The organism is Enterobacter sp. DC1 (assembly GCF_000568075.1).
Taxonomy (GTDB): domain Bacteria; phylum Pseudomonadota; class Gammaproteobacteria; order Enterobacterales; family Enterobacteriaceae; genus Enterobacter; species Enterobacter asburiae.
The window spans coordinates 58,955-80,001 of sequence record NZ_AZUA01000003.1 but is presented as its reverse complement, the minus strand read 5'-3'; the positions used below and the strand labels follow the sequence as shown (position 1 = coordinate 80,001).

At 56.7% G+C, this 21,047-nt stretch carries 18 protein-coding genes; 11 read left to right on the top strand and 7 right to left on the bottom strand.

Going from position 1 to position 21,047, the window contains the following annotated elements:
- Nucleotides 1-18 precede the first annotated feature (18 nt).
- The 5 genes from rpoN to npr all read left to right on the top strand — a co-directional run bounded on the left by rpoN (nucleotide 19) and on the right by npr (nucleotide 3,505).
- Nucleotides 19-1,452 (top strand): RNA polymerase factor sigma-54, encoded by a 1,434-nt coding sequence (gene rpoN, locus P346_RS11385; RefSeq protein WP_032659700.1) that lies wholly within the window; start codon nucleotides 19-21, stop codon nucleotides 1,450-1,452.
- Between the two features lie 22 nt (nucleotides 1,453-1,474).
- Nucleotides 1,475-1,762 carry a ribosome hibernation promoting factor gene (gene hpf, locus P346_RS11390; RefSeq protein ID WP_008501444.1) on the top strand — a complete coding sequence of 96 codons (288 nt, stop codon included), beginning with the start codon at nucleotides 1,475-1,477 and terminating at the stop codon, nucleotides 1,760-1,762.
- Nucleotides 1,763-1,844: 82 nt separating this feature from the next.
- Nucleotides 1,845-2,336, top strand: a complete 492-nt coding sequence (gene ptsN / locus P346_RS11395; protein ID WP_008501443.1) for a PTS IIA-like nitrogen regulatory protein PtsN — start codon at nucleotides 1,845-1,847, stop codon at nucleotides 2,334-2,336.
- A 45-nt stretch (nucleotides 2,337-2,381) separates the two neighbouring features.
- Nucleotides 2,382-3,236 (top strand): RNase adapter RapZ, encoded by an 855-nt coding sequence (rapZ, locus tag P346_RS11400; protein WP_014885397.1) that lies wholly within the window; start codon nucleotides 2,382-2,384, stop codon nucleotides 3,234-3,236.
- Nucleotides 3,233-3,505 carry a PTS phosphocarrier protein NPr gene (npr, locus tag P346_RS11405; RefSeq protein ID WP_003861872.1) on the top strand — a complete coding sequence of 91 codons (273 nt, stop codon included), beginning with the start codon at nucleotides 3,233-3,235 and terminating at the stop codon, nucleotides 3,503-3,505. The genes rapZ and npr overlap by 4 nt, the downstream gene beginning before the upstream one ends.
- A gap of 39 nt (nucleotides 3,506-3,544) precedes the next feature.
- Here the strand turns inward: npr and mtgA are convergent, their stop codons facing one another.
- The 5 genes from mtgA to lptF all read right to left on the bottom strand — a co-directional run bounded on the left by mtgA (nucleotide 3,545) and on the right by lptF (nucleotide 9,804).
- The gene (gene mtgA, locus P346_RS11410; RefSeq protein ID WP_029739613.1) at nucleotides 3,545-4,270 is read right to left on the bottom strand and encodes a monofunctional biosynthetic peptidoglycan transglycosylase; all 726 of its coding nucleotides are present in this window, start codon (nucleotides 4,268-4,270) and stop codon (nucleotides 3,545-3,547) included.
- Complete coding sequence (gene elbB, locus P346_RS11415; RefSeq protein WP_032660483.1) at nucleotides 4,267-4,920, bottom strand: isoprenoid biosynthesis glyoxalase ElbB; 654 nt, start codon at nucleotides 4,918-4,920, stop codon at nucleotides 4,267-4,269. Before elbB ends, mtgA begins: the two co-directional genes overlap by 4 nt.
- 232 nt (nucleotides 4,921-5,152) lie before the next feature.
- Nucleotides 5,153-7,486, bottom strand: coding sequence for an aerobic respiration two-component sensor histidine kinase ArcB (gene arcB / locus P346_RS11420; protein WP_032659699.1), 2,334 nt, complete (start codon nucleotides 7,484-7,486; stop codon nucleotides 5,153-5,155).
- 135 nt (nucleotides 7,487-7,621) lie between these two features.
- Nucleotides 7,622-8,704, bottom strand: coding sequence for an LPS export ABC transporter permease LptG (lptG, locus tag P346_RS11425; protein ID WP_032659696.1), 1,083 nt, complete (start codon nucleotides 8,702-8,704; stop codon nucleotides 7,622-7,624).
- On the bottom strand, nucleotides 8,704-9,804 hold the full coding sequence (lptF, locus tag P346_RS11430; protein WP_024906345.1) for an LPS export ABC transporter permease LptF: 1,101 nt from the start codon (nucleotides 9,802-9,804) through the stop codon (nucleotides 8,704-8,706). The genes lptG and lptF overlap by 1 nt, the downstream gene beginning before the upstream one ends.
- Before the next feature lie 266 nt (nucleotides 9,805-10,070).
- Here lptF and pepA point away from each other — a divergent pair, with 266 nt between their 5' ends.
- From pepA to ahr, 5 genes are all read left to right on the top strand, one after another.
- A complete protein-coding gene (gene pepA, locus P346_RS11435) occupies nucleotides 10,071-11,582 on the top strand; it encodes a leucyl aminopeptidase (RefSeq protein WP_023309366.1) in 1,512 nt (503 codons plus the stop codon).
- Nucleotides 11,583-11,700: 118 nt separating this feature from the next.
- Nucleotides 11,701-12,144 carry a DNA polymerase III subunit chi gene (gene holC, locus P346_RS11440; protein WP_008502815.1) on the top strand — a complete coding sequence of 148 codons (444 nt, stop codon included), beginning with the start codon at nucleotides 11,701-11,703 and terminating at the stop codon, nucleotides 12,142-12,144.
- A complete protein-coding gene (locus P346_RS11445) occupies nucleotides 12,144-14,999 on the top strand; it encodes a valine--tRNA ligase (protein ID WP_032659695.1) in 2,856 nt (951 codons plus the stop codon). Before holC ends, P346_RS11445 begins: the two co-directional genes overlap by 1 nt.
- A 123-nt stretch (nucleotides 15,000-15,122) precedes the next feature.
- Nucleotides 15,123-15,626, top strand: coding sequence for a GNAT family N-acetyltransferase (locus P346_RS11450; RefSeq protein ID WP_032659692.1), 504 nt, complete (start codon nucleotides 15,123-15,125; stop codon nucleotides 15,624-15,626).
- Nucleotides 15,627-15,709: 83 nt separating this feature from the next.
- Nucleotides 15,710-16,729: an NADPH-dependent aldehyde reductase Ahr gene (gene ahr / locus P346_RS11455; protein WP_032659690.1), complete on the top strand. Its 1,020-nt coding sequence runs from the start codon at nucleotides 15,710-15,712 to the stop codon at nucleotides 16,727-16,729.
- An 89-nt stretch (nucleotides 16,730-16,818) separates the two neighbouring features.
- On the opposite strand, the gene P346_RS11460 is transcribed toward ahr, so the two are convergent.
- On the bottom strand, nucleotides 16,819-18,456 hold the full coding sequence (locus P346_RS11460) for a dihydroxyacetone kinase subunit DhaK (protein WP_032659687.1): 1,638 nt from the start codon (nucleotides 18,454-18,456) through the stop codon (nucleotides 16,819-16,821).
- 137 nt (nucleotides 18,457-18,593) lie between these two features.
- Between P346_RS11460 and P346_RS11465 the strand changes: the two genes are divergently transcribed.
- A complete protein-coding gene (locus P346_RS11465; protein WP_032659685.1) occupies nucleotides 18,594-20,096 on the top strand; it encodes a helicase HerA-like C-terminal domain-containing protein in 1,503 nt (500 codons plus the stop codon).
- Here the strand turns inward: P346_RS11465 and P346_RS11470 are convergent.
- Nucleotides 20,076-21,017 carry a TIGR01212 family radical SAM protein gene (locus tag P346_RS11470; RefSeq protein WP_152537858.1) on the bottom strand — a complete coding sequence of 314 codons (942 nt, stop codon included), beginning with the start codon at nucleotides 21,015-21,017 and terminating at the stop codon, nucleotides 20,076-20,078. The genes P346_RS11465 and P346_RS11470 overlap by 21 nt on opposite strands.
- Nucleotides 21,018-21,047: the final 30 nt, after the last annotated feature.

Genomic DNA, 21,047 nt, shown 5'->3' with positions numbered 1-21,047 from the left:
GAGAAAAATGCTCTGAACATGAAGCAAGGTTTGCAATTAAGGCTCAGCCAACAACTGGCAATGACGCCGCAGCTACAGCAGGCAATTCGCCTGTTGCAACTGTCCACGTTAGAACTTCAGCAGGAGCTCCAGCAGGCGCTGGACAGCAACCCCCTGCTGGAACAAACCGATCTTCATGACGAGGTAGATACTCAGCAGTCACAGGATACAGAAGCGCTCGACACCGCGGACGCACTCGAACAAAAAGAGATGCCCGACGAGCTACCGCTGGATGCCAGCTGGGATGAAATCTACACCGCCGGAACGCCTTCCGGTACGCGTGCAGACTACCAGGATGATGAGCTACCGGTCTATCAGGGAGAGACCACCCAGTCGCTGCAGGATTACCTGATGTGGCAGGTGGAACTCACCCCCTTCTCCGATACCGACCGCGCGATTGCCACCTCAATTGTCGATGCCGTTGACGACACCGGCTATTTGACCGTCACGCTGGACGATATCCTGGAAAGCATGGGCGACGACGAGATTGAGCTTGAGGAAGTCGAAGCCGTTCTGAAGCGCATCCAGCGTTTCGATCCGGTAGGCGTGGCCGCAAAAGATCTGCGCGACTGCCTGCTGATCCAGCTTTCTCAGTTCAGCAAAGAGACGCCATGGCTCGACGAGGCGCGCTTAATCATCAGCGATCATCTGGATCTGTTGGCTAACCACGATTTCCGCAGCCTGATGCGCGTCACGCGCCTGAAGGAAGAGGTGCTGAAAGAAGCGGTGAATCTGATCCAGTCGCTCGATCCGCGCCCGGGACAGTCGATCCAGACCAGCGAGCCCGAGTATGTGATCCCGGACGTGCTGGTCAGAAAACACAATGACCGCTGGGTCGTTGAACTGAATTCAGACAGCATCCCTCGCCTGCAAATCAACCAACAGTATGCCTCCATGTGCACCAGCGCGCGTAACGACTCCGACAATCAATATATTCGCAGCAATCTTCAGGAAGCGCGATGGTTGATCAAAAGTCTGGAGAGCCGAAATGATACGCTGCTGCGCGTCAGCCGCTGTATTGTCGAACAGCAGCAGGCGTTCTTTGAGCAGGGCGAAGAGTATATGAAACCGATGGTACTGGCGGATATCGCCCAGGCCGTCGAGATGCATGAATCAACCATTTCCCGTGTCACCACGCAGAAGTATCTGCACAGTCCACGCGGTATATTTGAGCTTAAGTATTTCTTCTCCAGCCATGTGAATACCGAGGGCGGCGGCGAAGCGTCGTCAACGGCCATTCGTGCCCTGGTGAAGAAGTTAATCGCCGCGGAGAACCCCGCGAAGCCACTAAGCGACAGTAAGTTAACCACCATGCTGTCCGATCAGGGTATTATGGTGGCACGTCGTACTGTTGCGAAGTATCGAGAGTCTTTATCCATTCCGCCGTCTAACCAGCGTAAACAGCTGGTCTGACACAACCGATAAGGAAGACACTATGCAGCTCAACATCACTGGACAAAATGTCGAAATTACTGAGGCTTTACGTGACTTCGTGAACGCGAAGTTTGCAAAACTCGAGCAGTATTTCGAAAGGATCAATCAGGTCTATATTGTGTTGAAAGTGGAGAAAGTGACTCACATCTCGGATGCCACCCTGCATGTTAACGGGGGTGAACTGCATGCCAGTGCGGAAGGGCAAGACATGTACGCTGCTATCGACGGCTTGATTGATAAGCTTGCACGACAGCTCAATAAACATAAAGATAAACTGAAACAACACTAATTGTCCGGGCAGTTAACGGGTGCAGGACGGCCTGTTGTGAAACACAACAGGCCATTTGTACAGTTAGCGCTTAGGTGAAATTATGATGAACAACGATTCCGCTCTTCAACTGAGCAATGTCCTTAACCAGGAATGTACCCGCAGTGCGGTTCACTGCCAGAGCAAAAAACGCGCGCTGGAGATCATCAGTGAACTGGCTGCCAAACAGCTGGGCCTGCCGCCGCAGGTGGTGTTCGAAGCGATTCTGACCCGTGAAAAAATGGGCAGTACCGGTATCGGCAACGGCATCGCGATCCCGCACGGCAAACTGGAAGAGGATACCCTGCGTGCCGTGGGTGTGTTTGTGCAGCTTGAAACACCCATCGCCTTCGATGCCATTGATAACCAGCCCGTCGATCTCCTCTTCGCGCTGCTGGTGCCTGCCGATCAGACGAAAACCCATCTGCATACGCTGTCGCTGGTCGCAAAACGTCTGGCCGATAAAACCATTTGCCGTCGACTGCGCTCGGCCCAAAGTGATGAAGAGCTCTATCAAATTATCACTGAAGCAGAAGGCAATCAGGATGATGCATAACCAGGAGATGGCCTTCACATCTGTTGTCCTGAGGAGAAACGGAACATGGTGCTGATGATTGTCAGTGGCCGTTCAGGGTCGGGGAAATCCGTTGCTCTGCGCGCCCTGGAAGACATGGGGTTTTACTGCGTCGATAACCTGCCGGTCGTGTTGTTACCCGACCTGGCCCGTACGCTGGCGGAGAGACAAACCTCTGCCGCCGTCAGCATCGACGTCCGTAACATGCCTGAATCGCCAGAGATCTTCGAACAGGCCATGAGCAACCTGCCTGATGCGTTCTCGCCTCAGCTGCTGTTCCTCGACGCAGACCGCAATACGCTGATCCGCCGCTACAGCGATACCCGTCGCTTGCACCCGCTTTCCAGCAAGAACCTCTCTCTGGAGAGCGCTATCGATGAAGAGAGCGACCTGCTGGAGCCGCTGCGTTCTCGTGCCGACCTGATTGTCGACACCTCTGAGATGTCCGTTCACGAGCTGGCGGAAATGCTGCGTACCCGGCTGTTGGGTAAACGCGAGCGCGAACTGACGATGGTGTTCGAATCCTTCGGCTTTAAGCACGGTATTCCGATTGATGCGGATTACGTTTTCGACGTGCGCTTCCTGCCGAACCCGCACTGGGATCCGAAGCTGCGTCCAATGACCGGTCTGGATAAACCCGTCGCGGCCTTCCTCGACCGGCACACAGAAGTTCACAATTTTATCTACCAGACGCGAAGCTACCTTGAGCTATGGTTACCTATGCTGGAGACAAACAATCGTAGCTACCTGACGGTGGCGATTGGCTGTACCGGCGGTAAACATCGTTCGGTTTATATCGCCGAACAACTGGCCGACTATTTCCGCTCGCGCGGGAAGAACGTTCAGTCCCGTCATCGCACGCTGGAAAAACGTAAAACATGACCGTAAAACAAACCGTTGAGATCACCAACAAGCTGGGTATGCATGCACGCCCGGCGATGAAGCTGTTTGAGCTGATGCAGGGTTTCGATGCAGAGGTTCTGCTGCGGAATGACGAAGGTACCGAGGCGGAGGCGAACAGCGTGATTGCGCTGCTGATGCTGGATTCCGCCAAAGGGCGCCAGATTGAGGTAGAAGCCACCGGTCCTCAGGAAGAGGAAGCGCTGGCGGCGGTGATTGCCCTGTTTAACGCAGGGTTCGACGAAGATTAAGGTCTGCTATTCAGGCGGGTAGCGCTGCGCTTACCCGCTCTACATAAGATTATTACGCTGCATAAACCCCTCTCCACCTAGCTGATTCATCTGGCGCATAATCCACGCCTGACGGCTTCGCACGTACCCTGATGGGGCACTGGCCTTAAAGCGGATAGGGTTCGGTAACACAGCGGCCAACAGCGCCGCTTCTGACATGCTCAGACGGCTGGCTGGCTTATTGAAATACCGCTGTGCGGCAGCTTCCACGCCAAATATGCCGTCGCCAAACTCAGCGACGTTGAGATAGACGGTCAGAATGCGTTTTTTGCTCCAGACCGTTTCCATCCCCAGGGTCAACCCCGCTTCCAGCCCTTTTCGCACCCAGCTTCGACCATCCCACAGAAACAGATTTTTGGCCGTCTGTTGCGACAGGGTTGACGCACCGCGCACGCGGTTTTCATGGCGTTCGTTATGGGCTAGCGCCTTCTCAATGGCCGCAACGTCGAATCCCCAGTGCTCCGGGAATTTCTGGTCCTCCGCAGCGATGACCGCCAGCCCCATGAACGGGGAGATCTCGTCCATGCTCACCCAGTCAGAGTGGGCAACGTAGCTGAAATCGCCGCTGAACCACGCGCTAAGCTGGCGCTCAACCATAACGGCAGAGAACGGAACCGGCATAATGCTGAATAAAGCCAGCCCGCCTCCCCAGAATACCGCCAGCACAAGTACGATGCGCAAGAGAAAACGTTTCACCCCTGCGCCTGCGGCAAATTTACGCCTCATTCAGTCAGCACCAGCACGCGAGCCACCAGCTTTTCAATGCCTGAGGCCGCCTCAGCGATATTGTTCGCCAGCATATACGCTGGCGTGGTGACAATTTTATTATCCTCATCAACCACAATGTCATCAACCGGGCACGGAACGTGTTCGCCCCCCATTTCCTCGACGATCTCTGCGGTATCAATATCCGTCCCAATAGTCAGGCGCAGCGGGAAATCAAAAATTCTGGGCAGCATTGCCGGCGCGATGCAGATAAAGCCCAGCGGTTTTCCTGCCGCATGCATGGCCTGCGACAGCGCCTTTAAATGAGGATCGACCTGACACTCCGACCCCTGCGCAGCAAAGGTACTGAGATTTTTGGCCGCGCCAAACCCACCCGGCACAATGAGCGCATCAAGCTCTGTCGGGTCTGCCTGAATAAGAGGATGGATATCACCTCGCGCAATACGCGCGGCTTCAATCAGTACATTACGGGTTTCCGCCATCGGCTCGCCGGTCAGATGATTAATCACATCCGCCTGATTTTTGTCTGGCGCAAAACAAATAACCTCTGCTCCCTGCTTAGCCAGAGCCAGCAGCGTGATTACGGCTTCATGTATCTCAGAACCATCGTAAACACCGCATCCGCTCAGCACGACACCAATCTTTTTCATCATGACAATCCTTTTCTGCAACTTGCTGAAGCACATTAATAATTTTGATTAAAACGCTATGCTTCACACATTTCACTGATTCATGTAACAAACCATTTAAGATTTGCTATCTTATCTGCGTGCGGCCTAAATTTTTCAGGCAGCGCCCTTTCGAAAATAACTTTATAAAACAGGCGCAGCCACGATTTCCCTGGTGTTGGCGCAGTATTCGCGCACCCCGGTTAAGCCGGGGTCATTTTTTTCTGGCGTCGACCCAGGCTTTAAGCACCGCCACATCGTTTTGCCACTCTTGTTTCATCTCTTCAACCCAATCACCCACGTTATCTTCCCATGCAGGTAAATCAGGCGACTGAATCTGTTGACCCAGCTGCTGCAGATGGCGTAAGCCGACCGAGCCGGCGGCACCTTTGATTTTATGTCCCTCTTCGACGATGCCCTTCTGGTCCCGGGCGGTCAGGTTTGATTCCAGCACGCTCAGATAGCCCGGCATCATTTTTTCGAACACCGCCAGACCATCGGTAATCAGTTTCGGGCCAACCAGATCGATGTACTGCTCCAGCATCGCGGTATCGAGTATCGTTTGGGCTTTTGCGCTATCAACAGACGTCATGGTGCTCTCCTCTTCATCACGGGTATCCCAGAACTTCTTAATCATGGCGGTTAGAGCAGGCACCGCCAGCGGCTTGCTGAGTACATCGTCCATACCGGCATCGAGATACTCTTTTTTATCTTTCAGCACGTTCGCCGTCAGCGCCACCAGCGGGGGCAGTTCGTCGGCCGCGTACTGACGCGTCAGCTCACGCGAAATATCCAGCCCGGTCATATCCGGCAGCTGAATATCCAGCAGGACAAGATCGTATTCGCCCGGTTTAAACATCTCCAGCGCGGCCTTACCGGTCATCGCGACATCCACGCTGTTGCCCAGTTTTTCCAGCACCGAGCGCGCCACAATCACGTTCAGCTCAATGTCTTCCACCAGCAGGACGTGCAGCGCGGGCAGCGGCATGTCGTCGTTATCAAAGGTGTCTTCAACCTCTTCCGCCACCGCCGGCGCATGGACCGTCAGCGTGAAGGTTGACCCTTTACCCGGCTGGCTGGCAACGGTGATATCGCCCCCCATGCTTTTCGCCAGCCGTTTAGAGACCGCCAGGCCAATGCCCGTTCCTGTCGCCGGTTTCCCGCCGTTGCTGTCCTTCACCTGGTAGTACATGGCGAAAATTTTGTCCTGCTCCTCCTGCGGAATGCCCATCCCGGAGTCCTCCACCTCGAAGTACAGCATATCGCCTTCGTCAAAGCGGATGCGCACCGCCACCTGCCCCTTCTGGGTAAATTTCACCGCGTTGCTGATAAGGTTCCACAGGATCTGGCGCAGACGCGTGCCGTCAGTCACCACTTTATGCGGCAGCGGCAGAGTTGGCTCCATGACAAAACTCAGTCCCTTCTGCTGCGCCTGCAGGCCGGACAGGTTTTCGAGGTCGGCAAGGAAGCTGGTGAAATCAACAGGCTGATTATCAAGCTGAACTTTACGGCGCTCCATCTTATCCATATCAATAATATCGTTGAAGATATTGCCCAGCGTGACCGCTGAGACATGGATAGTCTTGAGGTATTTTTCCTGCTCTGCGGTCAGGTCGGTATCCAGCAGAATACGGCTCAGCCCGACAATCCCATTAAGCGGCGTACGCAGCTCGTGGCTAATGGTGGAGATAAAGGTAGTCTTGTCGCGGCTGGCGCGCTCAAGGGCGTCCTGGTAGCGCTTACGCTCGGTGATATCGCGGCCAAAGCCCATCAGGCCGTGGCGTTTCCCCACGCGGTCATAGTAGGGCACCTTACGGATCTCAAAGCAGGCTTTGCGTCCGTCCGGGTAATCCAGCCACTGTTCATAGGTCAGCGAGACGTTATGGCGGAATACTTTTTCGTCCGTCTCCATGACCTTGGCCGCTGCCTCTTCAGAGTAAACGTCCTGCGGCTTCAGGTTAATCAGCTGCTTCTCGCTTTTCCCGGTGAGCAACTCCATCGCCCGGTTACAGCCGGAAAACTCTTTATCTTCATTACGGTAAAACACCAGATCCGGCGAAGCATCGAGGAACGACCGCAGGAAAGAGGACTGCTGCTCAAGCTGGATCTGCGTGACCTCGCGCTCTTTCATTTCGATTTTCAGCTGCTCCAGCGTGGCCTGACGCTCGGCTTCCGCCTTCTCACGATCGGAGATCTCCTGATTCAGCTGCGCAATGTTGTCTTTAAGCTGGACGTTGAGCTTGAGATCGCGCTCGCGCATCTCTTCCAGTTTATCGACCAGTTTTGACAGACGCTGACGGGACTCTTCCAGCTGTTCAACCACTACGGAAAGGAAATAGACCGCCCAGGGAGTAATGAGCAAGCCAAAGAAGATGGAGCGGATGACGTCGATACTCTCGACCTGACCATGCAGAACCATGGTGACGGCCATTTGCACGACAATGGCCAGAACGACCAGCGCCAGCGCAAGCAGCATGGAGAAACGCACCAGCCCAAGCTTCATCATCAGGTCGACGTAATACTGGGCAAGCATTCGAATTTGCTTCATAGAGGATCCCTTCACGACTTTATCGCTCAATAATACTCAAATTCAGGGCGAGGCGTTGAAGGTTGTGAGAAAAAGTGCGGGGTGAAACAGGAGATTAGCCTCGCTCCCGGTTAACCGGAAGCGAGAAGAGGTCGATCAGGAGCGTTTCAACAGCAGCCAGAGGCTGATCAGGAGGAAACTGGCGCTTGGCAGCAGCGCACCGATTATCGGCGGAATGCCATAAACCAGCGTCAGCGGACCGAAGATCTGATCGAGCACGTAGAACACAAAGCCGAAGCTGATACCGGTCACGACGCGCACGCCCATCGGCACGCTGCGTAACGGGCCGAAGATAAACGACAGCGCCATCAGCATCATCACCGCCACTGACATCGGCTGGAAGATTTTGCTCCACATGTTGAGCTGATAACGTCCCGCATCCTGCCCGCTCGACTTCAGGTATTTCACATAGTTGTGCAAACCGCTGATGGAGAGCGCGTCAGGGTCCAGCGCAACAACACCGAGCTTATCGGGCGTCAGGTTGGTCTTCCACGTGCCGGTTACCGTCTGAGAACCGGCGATCTGTTTCGGATCGGTCAGGTCAGACTCATCGACCTGGGACAAACGCCACTGTTTATGTTCAGCGTCAAATTTCGCCGAAGAGGCGTGGCGGACTGACTCCAGACGGCGCTGGTCATCGAAAGCATAGATGCTCACCCCACCCAGTTCATCATTCCCCTTCACCCGTTCGATGTAGACGAAGTTTTTACCGTCTTTTGCCCATAAGCCTTGTTGAGTCGAGAGCAGCGAGCCGCCGTACATGGCCTGCGCACGGTAGTTACGCGCCATCTGTTCGCCCTGCGGCGCGACCCACTCGCCAATCGCCATGGTCAACAGCACCAGTGGGATCGCGGTTTTCATGACCGACAGCGCAACCTGCATGCGGGTAAAGCCCGAGGCCTGCATAACGACCAGCTCGCTGCGCTGCGCCAGCATTCCCAGCCCCAGCAGCGCGCCCAGCAGGGCCGCCATCGGGAAGAAGATCTGCACATCTTTCGGCACGCTGAGCAGGGTATACATCCCCGCGCCCACCGCGTCATAGCTCCCCTGCCCGGCTTTTTTCAGCTGGTCGACAAATTTGATAATGCCGGAGAGCGACACCAGCATGAACAACGTCATCATGATGGTGGTAAAAATGGTTTTACCGATATAGCGATCAAGAACGCCAAACGCCTGCATTAGATGGCTCCTTTACGCGAGAATCGGGCACGTATGCGGCGCACAGGCACCGTATCCCACAGGTTTAATCCCAGCGCCAGTAAGATGTACAGGCTGTTGACGAACCATGTCCAGACCATAGGGTCCAGCTTACCCTTCGCGCCGTTAGAACGAATCGAGGTTTGCAGCAGGAAATAGATCAGGTAAAGCAGCATCGCCGGCAGCATAGAGAGCACGCGTCCCTGGCGCGGGTTCACCACGCTCAGCGGAACGACAATCAGCGCCATCATAAACACGGTGAAGACGAGCGTAATACGCCAGTGGAACTCAGCGCGCGCTCGGTCGGTATCGGTATTCCAGAGGGTACGCATGTCCATTTGCTCGGTATCCGTTGGATCGAGCGCCACCGCCTGATGGCCGATAATGGCCTGATAGTTCTGGAAATCCGTAATACGGAAGTCGCGCAGCATCGCGGTGCCTTCGAAACGGGTGCCTTTGTTCAGCGTCACGATCTGAGAACCATCTTTGCGCTGAGCAAGCTGACCGGAGTCTGCAACCACCACTGACGGACGCGCGTTACCTTTGGGACGCAGCTGCGCCAGGAAGACGTCGTTGAATTTACTGCCGTCAACGCTCTCAATAAACAGCACGGAGTTGCCGTCGGTTGCCTGCTGGAACTGACCCTGGGCTAACGCCGCCATGCCGGGGTTGGCTTTCGCCTCGGCCAGCACTTCGTCCTGATGACGGGAAGACATAGGACCCGCCCACATCACATTCACCGCCGCAACAATGCCCGTGAACAGCGCCAGTATCATGGCCGCTTTCACCAGTACGGCTTTACTCAGGCCGCAGGCATGCATCACCGTGATTTCACTCTCGGTGTAGAGTTTCCCAAGCGTCATGAGCAGGCCAAGGAAAAGACTTAGCGGCAGGATGAGCTGCGCCATTTCCGGGATCCCTAAACCAAGCAGGGAAAGCACCAGATTTGTTGGAATTTCGCCGTCAACGGCCGCACCGAGGATCTTAACCAGCTTCTGACAGAAAAAAATCAGCAGCAGGATGAAGAGGATCGCCAGTTGGCTTTTGAGCGTCTCCCGCACCAGATATCTTATGATTATCACTTTAAATACGCCCGTAAAAACCCGTCTCTTTGCAGGAATTTCGCTTGTTTCATGGCTTAAACGTCATTTATTCTCTTGAGTCGTCGAAATCATCGCTAAGATTAAAACATCCAGCGGATTCACGCTTCAGGACTTTTTCTGACGTGTCGAAACCGTAGTAACGTAAGATTAACACGAAGTCACCACAACAGCGGACATGAGTTACGAAAGGTTTCAATTCTATCCGTAGCAGCCGCCGTTGTCTTTAAGATTCAGGAGCGTAGTGCATGGAGTTCAGTGTAAAAAGCGGTAGCCCGGAGAAACAGCGGAGTGCCTGCATCGTTGTGGGCGTCTTTGAACCACGCCGACTCTCCCCGATCGCCGAGCAACTCGATAAAATCAGTGACGGCTATATTAGCGCCCTGCTGCGCCGTGGCGAACTGGAAGGCAAACCTGGGCAGACGCTGTTACTGCACCATGTTCCGAACGTACTGTCAGAGCGTATTCTGCTGATTGGCTGCGGCAAAGAGCGCGAGCTGGATGAACGTCAGTATAAGCAGGTGATTCAGAAAACAATCAATACGCTGAATGATACTGGCTCAATGGAAGCCGTCTGCTTCCTGACCGAGCTGCACGTCAAAGGACGTAACACCTACTGGAAAGTACGTCAGGCGGTTGAAACGGCAAAAGAGAGCCTGTACAGCTTCGATCAGCTGAAGACCAATAAAAGCGAGCCGCGTCGTCCGCTGCGTAAAATGGTCTTTAACGTGCCAACCCGTCGCGAACTGACCAGCGGCGAACGCGCGATCCAGCACGGTCTGGCGATCGCAGCCGGCATTAAAGCGGCCAAAGATCTCGGCAACATGCCGCCTAACATCTGTAACGCAGCGTACCTGGCCTCTCAGGCACGTCAGCTGGCCGACGCCTACAGCAAAAACGTCATTACCCGCGTCATCGGCGAACAGCAGATGAAAGAGCTGGGGATGCACTCTTACCTGGCGGTCGGTAACGGCTCGCAGAATGAATCCCTGATGTCCGTCATCGAGTACAAAGGCAACCCGTCCGAAGACGCGCGCCCGATTGTACTGGTCGGTAAAGGCCTGACCTTCGACTCCGGCGGTATCTCCATCAAGCCTGCCGAAGGCATGGATGAGATGAAGTACGACATGTGCGGCGCGGCGGCGGTTTACGGCGTGATGCGCATGGTTGCGGAACTTCAGCTGCCTATCAACGTGATCGGCGTACTGGCGGGCTGCGAAAACATGCCTGGCGGGCGCGCTTATCGTCCGGGTGACGTGCTGACCACCATGTCCGGCCAGACCGTTGAAGTGCTGAACACCGACGCCGAAGGCCGTCTGGTGCTGTGTGACGTGCTGACCTACGTTGAACGCTTCGAGCCTGAAGCGGTGATTGACGTCGCCACCCTCACCGGTGCCTGTGTGATTGCGCTGGGCCACCACATCACCGGCCTGATGTCGAACCACAATCCGCTGGCGCACGAGCTTATTGGTGCCTCAGAGCAGGCCGGGGACCGCGCATGGCGTCTGCCGCTGGGCGACGAGTATCAGGATCAGCTGGAGTCTAACTTTGCGGATATGGCGAACATTGGCGGACGTCCTGGCGGTGCGATCACCGCGGGCTGCTTCCTGGCACGCTTCACCCGCAAGTACAACTGGGCGCACCTGGATATCGCGGGCACCGCATGGCGCTCCGGTAAAGCCAAAGGCGCAACCGGTCGTCCAGTGGCGCTGCTGTCGCAGTTCCTGCTCAATCGTGCGGGTTTTAACGGCGACGAGTGATGTAAAACGCCGGGTGGCGGCTTCGCCTTACCCGGCCTACAGCGTCACTCAACCGTAGGCCGGGTAAGCGTAGCGCCACCCGGCTTTGCATTTAAATCCACGACAAGAAGCCCCATATATGAAGAATGCAACGTTCTACCTTCTGGACAACGACACCCATCAGGATGGCCTCAGCGCCGTCGAACAGCTGGTGTGTGAAATTGCCGCAGAACGTTGGCGCGCAGGTAAACGCGTTCTGATTGCCTGTGAAGATGAACAGCAGGCCATTCGCCTTGATGAGGCGCTGTGGGCGCGCCCGCCGGAGAGTTTTGTCCCGCATAACCTGTCGGGCGAAGGGCCGCGCGGTGGAGCACCGGTTGAAATTGCCTGGCCGCAAAAGCGCAACAGCAGCGCGCGCGATATTCTGATTAGCCTGCGGATAGATTTTGCAGATTTTGCCACCGCTTTCACAGAAGTGGTAGACTTTGTCCCTTACGAAGAATCTTTGAAACAACTGGCGCGCGAACGCTATAAAGCGTACCGCCTGGCTGGTTTTAACCTGAATACGGCAACCTGGAAATAATGGAAAAGACATATAACCCACGCGATATCGAACAGCCGCTTTACGAGCACTGGGAACAGCAGGGCTATTTCAAGCCTAACGGCGACGAAAGCAAAGAGTCCTTCTGCATCATGATCCCGCCGCCGAACGTCACCGGCAGTTTGCATATGGGTCATGCTTTCCAGCAGACCATCATGGACACCATGATCCGCTACCAGCGCATGCAGGGTAAAAACACCCTGTGGCAGGCGGGGACTGACCACGCGGGTATCGCGACCCAGATGGTGGTTGAACGTAAAATTGCCGCTGAAGAAGGAAAAACCCGCCACGACTACGGTCGCGACGCGTTCATCGACAAAATCTGGCAGTGGAAAGCGGAATCCGGCGGTACCATTACCCGTCAGATGCGCCGTCTCGGCAACTCCGTGGACTGGGAGCGTGAGCGCTTCACCATGGATGAAGGCCTGTCCAATGCCGTTAAAGAAGTCTTCGTGCGCCTGTATAAAGAAGACCTGATTTACCGCGGCAAACGCCTGGTAAACTGGGATCCGAAACTACGCACCGCCATCTCTGACCTGGAAGTGGAAAACCGCGAGTCTAAAGGCTCCATGTGGCACATCCGCTATCCGCTGGCCGATGGCGCAAAAACCGCCGACGGTAAAGATTACCTGGTGGTCGCGACCACCCGTCCGGAAACCCTGCTGGGCGATACCGGCGTGGCCGTTAACCCGGAAGATCCGCGTTATAAAGATCTGATCGGCAAATTCGTGGTGCTGCCGCTGGTAAACCGCCGTATTCCGATTGTGGGCGACGAACACGCCGACATGGAAAAAGGCACCGGCTGCGTAAAAATCACCCCTGCGCACGACTTCAACGACTATGAAGTCGGTCGTCGTCACGCCCTGCCGATGATCAACATTCTGACCTTCGACGGTGATATCCGCGAAAGCGCAGAAGTGTACGACACCAAAGGCAACGAATCCGACGTTTACTCCAGCGACATCCCGGCAGAGTTCCAAAAGCTGGAGCGTTTTGCCGCGCGTAAAGCCATCGTGGCTGCCGTTGACGCGCTCGGCCTGCTGGAAGAGATCAAACCTCACGATCTGACCGTGCCGTACGGCGACCGTGGCGGCGTGGTTATCGAGCCAATGCTGACCGACCAGTGGTACGTGCGTGCCGACGTGCTGGCGAAACCGGCTGTTGAAGCGGTTGAAAACGGCAGCATTCAGTTCGTGCCGAAGCAGTACGAAAACATGTACTTCTCCTGGATGCGCGACATTCAGGACTGGTGTATCTCCCGTCAGCTGTGGTGGGGTCACCGTATCCCGGCGTGGTACGACAACGAAGGCAACGTTTACGTTGGCCGTAGCGAAGACGAAGTGCGTCAGGAAAACAACCTGAGCGCGGACGTTGCGCTGCGTCAGGACGAAGACGTGCTGGACACCTGGTTCTCCTCCGCGCTGTGGACCTTCTCCACCCTCGGCTGGCCAGAAAACACCGACGCGCTGCGTCAGTTCCACCCAACCAGCGTGATGGTGTCCGGCTTCGACATTATCTTCTTCTGGATTGCCCGCATGATCATGATGACCATGCACTTCATCAAAGACGAAGACGGCAAGCCGCAGGTTCCGTTCCATACCGTCTACATGACCGGTCTGATCCGCGACGACGAAGGCCAGAAGATGTCCAAGTCCAAGGGCAACGTGATTGACCCGCTGGACATGGTTGACGGTATCTCTCTGGAAGACCTGCTGGAAAAACGTACCGGCAACATGATGCAGCCGCAGCTGGCTGAGAAAATCCGCAAGCGCACCGAGAAGCAGTTCCCGAACGGGATCGAGTCTCACGGCACTGACGCCCTGCGCTTCACCCTGGCGGCACTGGCTTCTACAGGCCGTGACATCAACTGGGACATGAAGCGTCTGGAAGGTTACCGTAACTTCTGTAACAAGCTGTGGAACGCCAGCCGCTTCGTGCTGATGAACACCGAAGATCAGGACTGCGGCTTCAACGGCGGCGAAATGACCCTGTCTCTGGCAGACCGCTGGATCCTGGCGGAATTCAACCAGACGGTGAAAGCGTTCCGCGAGGCGCTGGACAGCTACCGCTTCGATATCGCTGCGGGCATCCTGTACGAATTCACCTGGAACCAGTTCTGCGACTGGTATCTGGAGCTGGCGAAGCCGGTGATGAACGGCGGCACTGAGGCGGAACTGCGCGGCACGCGCAACACGCTGATTACCGTTCTGGAAGGTCTGCTGCGCCTGGCGCATCCGGTCATTCCATTCATCACCGAAACCATCTGGCAGCGCGTGAAGGTGATTGCGGGCATCAACGCCGATACCATCATGCTGCAGCCGTTCCCGGAATTCGATGCGGCCAAGGTTGATGAAGCGGCGTCCGCGGATACCGAGTGGCTGAAACAGGCGATCGTTGCGGTACGTAACATCCGTGCTGAAATGAACATCGCCCCTGGCAAACCGCTGGAGCTGCTGCTTCGTGGCTGCAGCGAGGCTGCCGTTCGTCGCGTCACCGAGAACAACACTTTCCTGAAAACCATGGCACGTCTGGAAAGCATCACCGTGCTGCCTGCGGATGACAAAGGTCCGGTTTCCGTGACCAAAATCATCGACGGCGCCGAGCTGCTGATCCCGATGGCGGGCCTGATCGACAAAGATGCTGAGCTGGCTCGTCTGGCGAAAGAAGTGGCGAAAGTCGACGCGGAAATTGGCAAAATCGAAAGCAAGCTGGCGAACGAAGGCTTTGTCGCCCGCGCGCCGGAAGCGGTCATCGCGAAAGAGCGTGAGCGTCTGGTTGCTTTCGCCGATGCGAAGACCAAACTGATCGAGCAGCAGGCGGTTATCGCAGCCCTGTAATGCTTTTACCCCTTACGCTTCAGGGCGTAAGGGGTATCCTTCCTGAAAACTCCTCGCTTGCACTCCCCTTCCTGCGGTGCTATTAACAGCAGTTATGTGTCAATTTTTGTTATGAGTAATGCTATGAGCGTGATTACCCCCGTCGCGACGACGATGCGTCGGATCACTGAGCAGGATAATCCGGCTATCGCCGCCGTTATCCGCACCGTTTCTTCCGAATATGGCCTGACGGCTGATAAAGGCTACACGGTTGCGGACCCGAATCTGGACGAGCTTTTCCAGCTCTACAGCCAGCCGGGGCATGCCTACTGGGTAATCGAGCAGAACGGCCAGGTTGTGGGCGGCGGCGGCGTGGCGCCCCTCAGCTGCAGCGAGCCGGATATCTGCGAACTACAGAAAATGTATTTCCTGCCAACGGCGCGCGGGCAAGGGCTGGCGAAAAAGCTGGCGCTGATTGCGCTGGACCACGCGCGCAAGCAGGGGTTTACCCGCTGCTACCTTGAAACCACCGCTTTCCTCAAAGAGGCCATCGGCCTGTATGAACATCTGGGCTTTGAGCATATCGATGCGCCGCTGGGCTGTACCGGCCACGTTGATTGCGAAGTCAGGATGCTGAAAAGTCTGTAACTTTCGTTCCTGCCCTCTTCTGTTAAGCGACTGTAAACTGAATGCTCTACACTCTCAGTTCACACCACAACGGGGGAAACACGATGTCGAAGATAAAAAGCTACGCCGCACCGCAGGCGGGTGCAGAACTTGAGCTGTACGAGTACGATGCGGGCGAACTAAAAGCAGAAGACGTCGAAGTACAGGTTGATTACTGCGGGATCTGCCACTCGGATCTCTCGATGATCGACAACGAATGGGGCTTCTCGAGCTATCCGCTGGTTGCCGGGCACGAAGTCATTGGCCGCGTCGTGGCGCTCGGTAGCGCCGCGCAGGACAAAGGGCTGAAAGTGGGCCAGCGCGTGGGCATTGGCTGGACGGCACGCAGCTGTGGTCACTGCGATGCCTGTATCAGCGGCAATCAGATCAACTGCCTCGAAGGCGCCGTTCCCACCATTCTGAACAAGGGCGGTTTTGCCGACAAGCTGCGCGCCGACTGGCAATGGGTCATCCCGCTGCCGGACAGCATTGATATCGAATCCGCCGGTCCGCTGCTGTGCGGCGGTATCACCGTCTTCAAACCCCTGCTGATGCACCATATCACCGCCACCAGCCGCGTGGGCGTCATCGGTATTGGCGGTCTGGGCCATATCGCCATCAAGCTGCTGCACGCGATGGGTTGTGAAGTCACGGCGTTTAGCTCGAACCCGGCGAAAGAGAAAGAAGTGCTGGCGATGGGTGCGGATAAAGTCGTTAACAGCCGCGATCCTGACGCGCTGAACGCGCTGGCTGGGCAGTTTGATCTGATCATCAACACCGTGAACGTCGATCTCGACTGGCAGCCGTACTTTGAAGCGCTGGCCTACGGCGGCAACTTCCATACCGTAGGTGCCGTAATGAAGCCGCTGCCGGTTCCGGCGTTTACCCTGATCGGCGGCGATCGCAGCGTGTCAGGCTCCGCGACCGGTACGCCGTTTGAGTTGCGCAAGCTGATGAAGTTTGCCGGACGCACCAAAGTGGCCCCAACCACCGAACTGTATCCGATGTCGAAAATTAACGAAGCGATCCAGCACGTGCGTGACGGCAAAGCCCGCTACCGCGTGGTGTTGAAAGCGGATTTTTGATGTGACAGTGCCGGGTGGCGGCTTCGCCTTACCCGGCCTGGATACGGTTTTGTAGGCCCGGTAAGCGCAGCGCCACCGGGCGATTTTAACTACTGCACCAGCGTTTTAAACACCTCAGCCACCGCGACCGCACCGGGATCCATTACCCCATCCAGATTCTCTTTATTCACATACGACGAACGTCCCGCGCCGGCTTTCGCCATTTTCGCCGTTGCTTCGGCACCGTGCTGTGCTGCCTTCGCCGCTGCCTCGATATCGCCTTTCAGCAACGCCTCCAGCGCCGGCTGCAGCGCGTCGATCAGGGTACGATCGCCGAGATCTGCCCCACCGTACTGCTTCATCTGCGCCAGCCCGCCGAGCAATGCCTCCGGTAGCGGCTGTCCATCGTGAAGCTTTTGCCCGGCCGCGGTGAAGAAGATCGACATCAGCACCCCGCTCGATCCGCCCATCACCGTGGCCAGCCGCTCGCCCACCAGCAGCAGCAGCGTCGATACGTTATCAAGCGGGAGCTCGCGATCCTCCAGACGCTGCGCAATATCCCGCGCCCCTTGCGCAAAAGTGGAGCCGGTATCGCCGTCGCCCACTTTGGCATCCAGCGCGTTCAGCCGGTTTTCCAGCTGGAGCAGTGTTTTCGTCACCGAGGAAACATATTCACCCACCCGCAGATTGTCCGACGGGGTGTATTCCACGCGATCGTGAATGGCGGTATGCGCCACGGTGCGCAGTGGCGCAAACGCCACGGGCTTCTGCCAGCCCAGCGTTTCGACCTCGGCGTGAATCGCCTTTTCGAAGAAATCATTAAGCTTCAGCAGCGTGAGCGAAAAGCCCTTCATGTCCAGCGCGCTCACCAGCGGCGCGGGGCCTATCAGGTACGCGATCTCCTCTTTCAGCGCCGAATGGGCCAGCTCTTTGGTCAGCAGCGCCATTTCGAGCGCCGAAACGCCGCCAAGATTGTTAATCAATACCGCAAACCGCCCCTCTCCCGCCTGCGCGCGTAAAGGCGTCACCAGCGTGTCGATAATGGCTTTGCTGTTCTGCGTATCCACGACGGAAGCTCCCGGCTCGCCGTGAATGCCCAGCCCCAGCTCAACGTGGCCTTGCTTAATGCGCCCCTCTTCCTCGTCGCTGCCCGGCAGGTTGCACGTTTGCATTGCAACGCCCAGACTCCAGAGGTTGTCACAGGCCTGTTGCGCAATCTCCCGCACCTCGCTCAGCGATTTCCCGTGCTCCGCCGCATAGCCCGCAATCTTATGCACCAGTGCCGTACCGGCAATACCGCGCGGCTGTTTGTTATCGGGCAGCGCGATATCGTCCGCCACGATCACCATCTCCACCTTGAGTCCGTAGCGTTTGGCCTTTTCTGCCGCCAGACCAAAGTTCAGGCGATCGCCAGTGTAGTTTTTGACGATCAGCAGACAGCCGCGATCGCCCGTGACCGCCACAATGGCATTCAGCACCGCATCCACGCTCGGCGAGGCAAACAGATCGCCACACACTGCCGCCGTCAGCATCCCTTTGCCGACAAACCCGGCGTGCGCGGGTTCGTGGCCTGAGCCGCCGCCGGAGATCACCGCCACGCGGCTTTTGTCCCAGTCGCCGCGTGCGACGATCCTGATGGCCGGATCGATATCAAGTTTGACGAGGTTTGCGTGTGGCGCAGAAAGCAGTATGCCTTCAATGGCATCGTTGACCAGCTGTTTGCGATCGTTAAAGAAGAATCTGGACATAGTTTCCCACTATTTTGTGAACCGTATGCAAAAGCATAGTCCGCGCTGGATAATGCGCCGCAAAGTCAGGAATTTACTCAACCAAATTGCGGTCAGGTTGCCTATACTCCACCCAGGACTAAGAGAGGAAGCGCATCATGAGTACACCATTGTTAATTGCCCGGACGCTGGAAAAAGAGCTGTATTTACTGCCCGCGATGGCGAACCGCCACGGTCTGATCACCGGAGCGACCGGGACGGGGAAAACCGTCACCCTGCAAAAGCTGGCGGAGTCGCTTTCGGAGATTGGCGTACCGGTCTTTATGGCTGACGTGAAAGGCGATTTAACCGGTGTGGCTCAGGAAGGGACGGCTTCTGAGAAACTGCTCGAACGGCTGAAGAATATTGGCATCACAGACTGGACGCCGCATAACAATCCGGTGGTGGTGTGGGATATCTTTGGTGAGAAAGGCCATCCGGTGCGCGCCACTGTCTCCGATCTCGGCCCGCTGCTGCTGGCCCGTCTGCTTAACCTCAACGACGTGCAGTCCGGCGTGCTGAATATTATCTTCCGCATTGCCGACGATCAGGGACTGCTGCTGCTTGATTTTAAAGATCTGCGCGCCATTATCCAGTACATCGGCGATAACGCCAAATCCTTCCAGAACCAGTACGGCAATATCAGCAGCGCCTCGGTGGGCGCCATTCAGCGTGGGTTGCTGACCCTGGAGCAACAGGGGGCCGAACACTTCTTCGGCGAGCCGATGCTGGATATCAAAGACTGGATGCGCACCGACAGCAGCGGCAAAGGCATCATCAACATTCTGAGCTCCGAGAAGCTCTACCAGATGCCAAAGCTCTACGCCGCCAGCCTGCTGTGGATGCTCTCTGAGCTCTACGAACAATTACCGGAAGCGGGCGACCTGGAAAAACCGAAGCTGGTGTTCTTCTTTGACGAAGCGCACCTGCTGTTTAACGACGCGCCGCAGGTATTGCTGGATAAGATTGAACAGGTCATTCGTCTGATCCGCTCCAAAGGCGTTGGCGTCTGGTTTGTCTCGCAAAATCCGTCGGATATCCCGGATAACGTGCTCGGCCAGCTCGGTAACCGCGTGCAGCACGCCCTGCGCGCCTTTACGCCGAAGGATCAGAAAGCGGTGAAAGCCGCCGCGCAAACCATGCGCGCCAATCCTGCCTTTGATACCGAAGCGGCGATTCAGGCGTTGGGCACCGGTGAAGCGCTGATCTCCTTCCTTGATGCGAAGGGCAGCCCGTCCGTGGTGGAACGCGCCATGGTGATCGCGCCCTGCTCGCGCATGGGGCCCGTTACCGACGATGAACGCAACGGCCTGATTAACCACTCTCCGGTTTACGGGAAGTACGAAGACGAGGTGGATCGCGAGTCCGCGTTCGAGATGCTGCAAAAAGGGGTGCAGGCGACCACCGAATCGCAGGATGCGCCTTCCGCTAAAGGGCAGTCTGTCGCCGTGGATGACGGTATTCTCGGGGGGCTCAAAGACATCCTGTTCGGCAGCACCGGGCCGCGCGGCGGCAAGCGCGACGGCGTGGTACAAACCATGGCGAAAAGCGCGGCGCGACAGGTCACCAATCAGATAGTGCGCGGCATGCTGGGAAGTTTATTAGGCGGCCGTCGCCGGTAGACGGGGAATCCACGGGCGGCCAAGCGCCGAGCCCTGCACGCCGTTCTCCTGCAGATAGCGGTCGATTTCCACCATCCCCGTCCAGCGGTTCTCACACCATAGCGGTGCCAGAAGCGTTGGACGGCGGGCGCTGGCGGAGATGCGGTGGTAGACGATTTCCGGCGGCGTGTGGCGAATCATCTCCCCCGCCGTCACCGTATAGTCTTCAAGCTCAATTCCGCTTAACCGCCCCGCTTCCCAGGCTTTCGCCATAATGCTTCCCGTAACGATATGCAGCGGGTGCAGCTTAATGCCGTCCACGCCGGTCTCAACCACCTTTTCCAGCGTCTCCAGGCCGTGCTGCTGCCCTTCACCCGGCAAGCCGACAATCAGATGCGAGCAGACCTTCAGCCCACGCTCGCGGGCCAGGCGCGTGGTGCGCTGGTAGCAGGCGAAATCATGGCCACGGTTAATACGATGCAGGGTTTTGTCGTGCGCGGTTTGCAGGCCCAGCTCCAGCCAGATCTCGTAGCCTTGTTCTTTGTACTCGCTGAGCAGGTCCAGCACCGCGTCCGGTACGCAGTCCGGGCGCGTGCCCACGCACAGCCCAACGATGTTAGCCTGGCTGACGGCCTGCTGATACATAGAGCGCAGCACCTGCACCTCCGCCCACGTGCTGGTGTAGGCCTGAAAATAGGCCAGATACTGCTTAGCGCGGTTCACCAGGCTGGCCTGATGGGCGAGCTGTTCCGCGATAGATTTATGCTGCTGGGCTTCGTCAGCAAAGGACGCTACGTTACAGAAGGTGCAGCCGCCGCGCCCGATGGTGCCATCGCGATTCGGGCAGCTAAACCCGCCGTGCAGCGTCAGCTTATGAACCTTTTGCCCGTACCGCTGCAAAAGATCCCCACCAAACATATTGACTAATTTCTGTAACTGCATAATCTGATAGACCGTCCCGGAGAAAGGGGA